Origin of the sequence: Mycobacterium sp. NPDC006124, from assembly GCF_040614235.1 — a bacterium.
GTDB lineage: Bacteria > Actinomycetota > Actinomycetes > Mycobacteriales > Mycobacteriaceae > Mycobacterium.
In genome coordinates, this window is sequence record NZ_JBEXUA010000036.1 from 1 (window position 1) to 6149 (window position 6149).

Genomic DNA, 6149 nt, shown 5'->3' on the forward strand with positions numbered 1-6149 from the left:
ACTCTTGGGGATAGGGCCTGGGCACTTGGACATCCTCTCAGCCCACCCGTCCCGGGCAAGCCAACTCAGATGTCACCTATTCGTGCAGCAGACCCCATCGAGTTCGTCGGAGGCATTCATGGTTCTCACAGCGCTGTTCCTCTCGCGGTGGTCGCTTCTCCTGAGTAGGACTCTTCCAGTGAAAATCGAATCTGACTTGTATCAATGCGAGACAGCACCATCTCGTTTGGCAAAACCGAACGGACTGGAGAGCCGTTGTGCCTCAACAGATCAGCCCCGAAGAGTACCCGGGGAGCGTTTGGTCTTGCCCAGCGTCAAGCGACGTCCTCGCTGGAGCGGGCCGACCATTGGTGGCAACGTCTGGGACAGCTACGAGGCCAACACGCCATCCGCCGGCGTAGTTTCAGCGGGCGCCGACCTTGCGGAGGTGATAGCTGGTGTCGCCGAACATTGCATCGATGGCCAACAGGCGCTTCAGGTAGTGGCCCACCGCCACCTCGTCGGTCATCCCGGCACCGCCGTGGATTTGTACCGCGCTTTCGCCGATCGTTCTACCGAGTCGGCCGACTTGCGCCTTCAGCAGCGAGATGTCACGCGTCTGGATGCGGCCACCTTCCACCAGTGCGGTGGTGTACAGCAATGTCGACCGCGCCTTCATCAGCGCGATCTTCATGTCCGCGAGGCGATGTGCCACCGCCTGGAACGTCGCGATCGGCACCCCGAACTGCTGCCGTGTTTGCGCATACGACGCGGTCATTCCGACCAACGCGCTCATAGCGCCGACCGCCTCCGCAGATAGCGCCAGCATCGCACCTTCGAGGACCGCAGTGATCGCCGCGGCGGCATCGGGGACGAGTAGAACGCCCGAGGCTCCGTCGAACTGAAAGTTGGCGGCCTTGCGTCCATCGATCGTGGAATAAGTACGCGAATCCACCCCCGGCGCATCCGGGGTCACCAGCAGGATGCCCAGTTCGTCCTCTGCGTGACCGGTGCCGATGAGGCGCGCTGTCACGAGCAGTAGCTGCGCCGCACCGCCGCCCAACACCAACCGCTTTGCACCGTTTACTGCATAACCGGACGAGCCGAGCACGGCGGTGGTTGCGATTCGCGCCGGGTCGGCGGTTCCTCGTCCCTCCTCGTGCGCGAATGCGCCAAGCGCATCGCCCGTGACGATCGTCGTCAGCCAGTCGCGCGCAGTGCGGTTGTCCTGTGCGAGCGCCAGCGCACGACCGGCCAAAATGACCGACGAGAAGAAGGGCTCGCTCACCAGATATTCACCGAACAGTTCAGCGATCGCAACGACGTCGGTCATCGATCCGCCCAGTCCACCAACCGCTTCGCCGAAGGGCATCGCCAGCAACCCAAAACTCCACGAATTGATGCCACACTGCGGGCGACGTTCCATGTTCAGTACCGACGATGGCCTGCCGCTGGCCAAAATCGTAAGACCTACCGAGGTACTGCGCGAGGCTCTGGCGCAACATCGTCTGCTCGTCCGAAAAGGTGAAGTCCACCGGTCAGTCCCTACCCGCCCACTGCAGGCTGCGTGCGATGAGATCCCGCTGCACCTCGTTGGTTCCTGCGTAGATCGTGGTAGCACGCGAGTTCAAGTAGAAGGGCATGGCAATCAAGTCGTTCTCGTCGCCCAACGTCAAATGTGGGGACCCGACGGTAAGCGCGTCGGGTTGCAGGGGGAGCGTTTCGAGTCCGGCGACGCGGGTCATCATCACTGACACCTTCTGGGTCAACTCTGAACCCATCGTCTTCTTGATAGACGGAAACGCCGGATCATCCCCCAAGGGATGTCCGCTGATGGCGACACGTTCGAAGTACTCATAGGACGCCACGTCGGCCTCCACGTCACCCAGATCACGTTGGAAGACCGGATCATCGGCTAGGACACCACCATTGGGGGAATCGGCCGTGGTGCTGGCATCTCGGATGAGCCGCAGCCGGCGGCGCAGGAACGGACCCTGGGCCGAGCCGCCTCGTTCATGCGTCAGGAGCTGCTTGGCTACGGTCCAGCCGTCGTCCTGCTCTCCGACGCGACCGGCTTGCGGCACGCGCACGTCGTCGAAGAACACCTCGCATTGCTCGGGAAGGCCATCGAGGCCGATGATCGGTCGAATGGACATGCCCGGGTAGTCCGTGCGATCGAGCAGCAAGAAGGTGATGCCCCGCTGCTTCTTGGCCTCCCTGCTGGTGCGCACCAGCATGAACATCCGGTTGGACCGGTGCGCCAGCGTCGTCCAGATCTTGCTGCCGTTGATGACGTAGTCGTCACCGTCGGCGACCGCCGAGCAACTCAGCGACGCCAAGTCCGAACCAGAGCTGGGTTCGGAGTATCCTTGCGTCCAATAATCCTCGGCTGCAAGGATTCTCGGCAGATACTTGGTCTGCTGTTCGGGTGTGCCCAGTTCCATCAACAGGGGTCCTACCATCTGCAGGCAATTTGGCAGCAGTGGTGGAAGATCGCGAGCGCAGTATTCCTCGGCGAAGATGAATTGCTGCTCCAACGACCAACCGGGTCCACCGAACTCCACCGGCCAAGCGGGCGCGGCCCAGCCTTGACGATTCAGGATGCGCTGCCAATCCATGACCTCGTCGAACGGGGCGAAGGCGCTCGTCGTCTTGCGACCGGCCTCGCGAATCGCAGGCGTTGGAGCGCTGTCCAGAAAGGTCGCGACCTCGTGCCGGAAGGCATCGAGTTCGGGAGCGAAGTCGATGTGCATCGCGCGTCAACCACGCTTGGCGGCGAATGCGGCGACGCGGTCAGCCATGTCTGGACCGACGCCCTCCGACTCCATCACTTCCCACTGCAGTCCGGCGTCGAGCGGGTCGGCGTCCGTTGCATCGAGCAACCGCTTGTTGGCCCGGTGACTGAACGTCGAGTTCGCGATGACTCGGCTGACCAAGGCCTCGACCTCGTCGTCGAAGGTGGCCCGCGGAACCGCGTACTCGGCCAGTTTGATGCGAACGGCCTCGGCGGCATCGATCATGTCGGCGGTGAACATCAATCGCTTGGCTGTCGCCATTCCGACCCGCCGCGGCAACCGCTGACTCATACCCCAGATCGGCGTAAGCGCCCACTTCGCATGCGTGTCGCCGAATCGCGCGTCGTCCGCGGCAATGATGAAGTCACACGCCAGCGCAACCTCGAGTGCGCCGGTGTAGCAGTGCCCGTGCACTGCCGCGATGACCGGCATGGGCAGTTTCTCCATCATCCGCAGCGTTTCACTGTGCCAACCTAGCGACGGAACGTCTTCGCCCGCGGCGATGTCGGTGAGGTCGTGGCCGGCCGAGAAGCACTTGCCCGCGCCGCGCAAGACGACGCACCCGACACTGGAGTCGTTCTGCAGGTCGACGACGTGGCCGCGGAGGGCGGTGAACATGTCAACCGTCAGAGCGTTCAACTTGTCTGGGCGGTCGAGGGTGAGTCGCGCCCACCCGTGAAAGTCCTCACGCAGCACCAAAGAACCCATTCGGCAGCCTTCTCCGTAGTCTTGGACGATCGCAGCGGTTGCCGCCTACCGGCCGGCGTGCTGGATGTCGGAGAGTCGCGAAGAGCGAACTCGTCGACACCTGTCGATTCAAATCGACTGAACTACAAAGACTCCTAGCTGTCAAGAGCCGCGCGTGCCCGCGAAGCGCGCCGCTCGTCTCTTCAATCCGGTCGAGGAATTTCATTGCGACCGCTCCGAATCAGTTGTGGGTGAACGACCGTGAGGGTCGTCTCGACGATGGCTGGAATGGCTTGCGTCTGTTCGACGACGTGTTGGTCACCCGGAATCGTGTTGCTGGACTTGCAATGTCATTGCGAATGTCCGAATCACCGGCACCAGTTGCGTTCGTTACGGTGAGCGTTGCATCGAGATCGTCGGCTCGGCACCCTGCTTCGGCCACCTCCTTCTACGGAACGGATCGACTGCACCCCGTGTCGACGGTGCAAGGTCGACGTCAACACATCGTCGAGCTGGGCGGCAGTCGCCTTGCTGGCCGTCTGAGCCGAATAGGGCCCGCCGAACTGTCTCAAATCGGAACACCCGTCGTTCTTGCGCCGCTGACACACTGTGACGGATCGTTCACACCTTGACGACTCAGACCAAACTAGGATGCGAAAGGCCTTTGATTGTGACCGTCTCTCCGGAAGCCGGCTTTCTCGAGGCCCTCTATAGGGGCTGGTCCAGCCGCATGGCCGCCAACCCAGAGATGCCCATCGAGTTGTTGCGCAGCATGCTCGATGAATGGCACCAACCGGCCCTGGAGGCCGAAGGCGTGACCTATCGATCGGACGTCATCGGTGGCGTGGAGGGCATCTGGGCTCTTCCGCTCGGCGCGGACACGACAAGGGTGATCTCGTACACCCACGGTGGGGGCTTCGTCGTCGGATCCGCAGCCAGCCACCGCAAACTCGCCGCACATCTCGCCAAGGCACTTGGTGTCACGGCGTTCGTCATCGACTACCGTCGAGCACCCGAGCATCCCTTCCCCGCGCAGATCGAGGACGCCACCGCGGTGTACCGCGCGCTGCTGGATCGAGACTTCGCGCCCGGCGGCATCACTACGGCCGGCGACTCAGCCGGCGGCAACCTGGCCGTTGCCACCGCACTCAAGCTCCGCCTGGACGGCTCTCCGCTGCCCGGGGCGGTAATAGCCATCTCGCCATGGCTTGACATGGAACTCACCGGCGAGAGTTTGATCACCAACGCGGCCACCGACGGCCTGGTGAGCCGGCAAACCCTCGAAGGAATGTCGGCGATGTTCCTTGGCGAGACGGGCAGACCCGATGACCCGCTGGCCAACCCGCTCCATGCCGATTACACGGGTTTCCCGCGCCTGTACATCAGTGCCAGCGCCGGGGAGACACTGCTGAATGACGCGACCCGGCTCGCCGACCGGGCCTCGGCGGCGGGCGCCGATGTGACGCTCTCGGTCGTCGACGGCATGCAGCACGTATTTCCGTGTCTCGCCGGGCGCGCCCCGGAGGCCGACGCGGAGATCGCCAGGATTCGCAGCTGGTACCTCCGCTGAAGATCCCCCAGACGGAAGTCGAACAGGCGAACTCGGGCAGTTGGAGAATTGGGGATCAACTGACATGAGCACTCGCCACGATGCGATCGTCATCGGCGCGGGCTTCGGTGGGATGTACGCACTGAAGAAGCTGCGCGACGAACACGGCTTGGACGTGCGACTGTTCGACAAGGCCAGTGGCGTCGGCGGAACCTGGTATTGGAATCGTTACCCGGGCGCACTGTCGGATAGCGAGTCGTTCGTCTACTGCTATTCCTGTGACGAAGACTTGCTAGAGGAGTGGGACTTCGGCACCCGGTACGTGGCCCAGCCGCAGGTACTCAACTACCTCGAACACGTAGCCGACCGCTGGAGTCTACGGCCCGATATTCAACTCGACACAGCCGTGGTGGCGGCGCACTTCCACGAGAACGACAACCTCTGGCACGTCGAGACCGACACCGGCGAACTGCACACGGCGAAGTACCTCATCACCGCAGTGGGATTGCTGTCGGCGACCAACATCCCCGACCTCGAGGGCCTCCACACCTTCCAAGGGGTGCACGTGCATACTGGCCGGTGGCCGGCTGATCTCGAACTGGCTGGCAAACGCGTGGGCGTGATTGGAAACGGGTCCACTGGAGTCCAAGTCATCACGGCGATCGCTCCCGAGGTCGACCATTTGACCGCGTTCCAGCGCTCCGCCCAGTTCACCGTTCCCGTGGGCAACGGGCCGGTCTCGCGCGAATACGTCGCGGGCGTGAAGGAGAACTATGAGGCCATTTGGGAGCAGGTCCGCGGGTCAGCCGTCGCCTTCGGTTTCGAGGAGAGCACCACTGCCTACGAGTCGGTGTCGCCGGATGAGGCGCGGGCGACCTTCGAGCGAGCGTGGGAGACGGGCGGCGGGTTCCGCTTCATGTTCGGGACCTTCGCCGACATCGCCACCAACGAGATCGCGAACAAGGCGGCGCAGGACTTCATCAAAGGCAAGATCGCCGAGATCGTTGAGGATCCCGAGACGGCCCGCACACTGATGCCGCGGGATCGGTTGCGTCCAGCAGAGTGGTGTACGAGCCGGGCCGAATCTCGAGCCCCGGCGTGTCGTAGCCGATCGAATGAAGGTCATCGCGTGATTCTTC

The 6149-nt window shown here is 63.1% G+C and carries 5 protein-coding genes; 2 read left to right on the forward strand and 3 right to left on the reverse strand.

Annotated elements, in window-relative coordinates; translation table 11 throughout:
- Window positions 1-403: 403 nt before the first annotated feature.
- The 3 genes from ABZ195_RS28530 to ABZ195_RS28540 form a co-directional block, all read right to left on the reverse strand.
- Window positions 404-1405 (reverse strand): acyl-CoA dehydrogenase family protein, encoded by a 1002-nt coding sequence (locus ABZ195_RS28530; RefSeq protein WP_355223245.1) that lies wholly within the window; start codon window positions 1403-1405, stop codon window positions 404-406.
- A gap of 112 nt (window positions 1406-1517) precedes the next feature.
- Window positions 1518-2732, reverse strand: coding sequence for an acyl-CoA dehydrogenase family protein (locus ABZ195_RS28535; protein WP_355223246.1), 1215 nt, complete (start codon window positions 2730-2732; stop codon window positions 1518-1520).
- A gap of 6 nt (window positions 2733-2738) precedes the next feature.
- Entirely contained in the window at window positions 2739-3482 is a 744-nt protein-coding gene (locus tag ABZ195_RS28540) for an enoyl-CoA hydratase/isomerase family protein (protein ID WP_355223247.1), read from the reverse strand.
- A 709-nt stretch (window positions 3483-4191) separates the two neighbouring features.
- Here ABZ195_RS28540 and ABZ195_RS28545 point away from each other — a divergent pair.
- A complete protein-coding gene (locus ABZ195_RS28545; protein WP_355223248.1) occupies window positions 4192-5031 on the forward strand; it encodes an alpha/beta hydrolase in 840 nt (279 codons plus the stop codon).
- A 64-nt stretch (window positions 5032-5095) separates the two neighbouring features.
- Window positions 5096-6149: NAD(P)/FAD-dependent oxidoreductase (locus tag ABZ195_RS28550; protein ID WP_355223249.1), on the forward strand; the 1054-nt coding region annotated here is incomplete at its 3' end.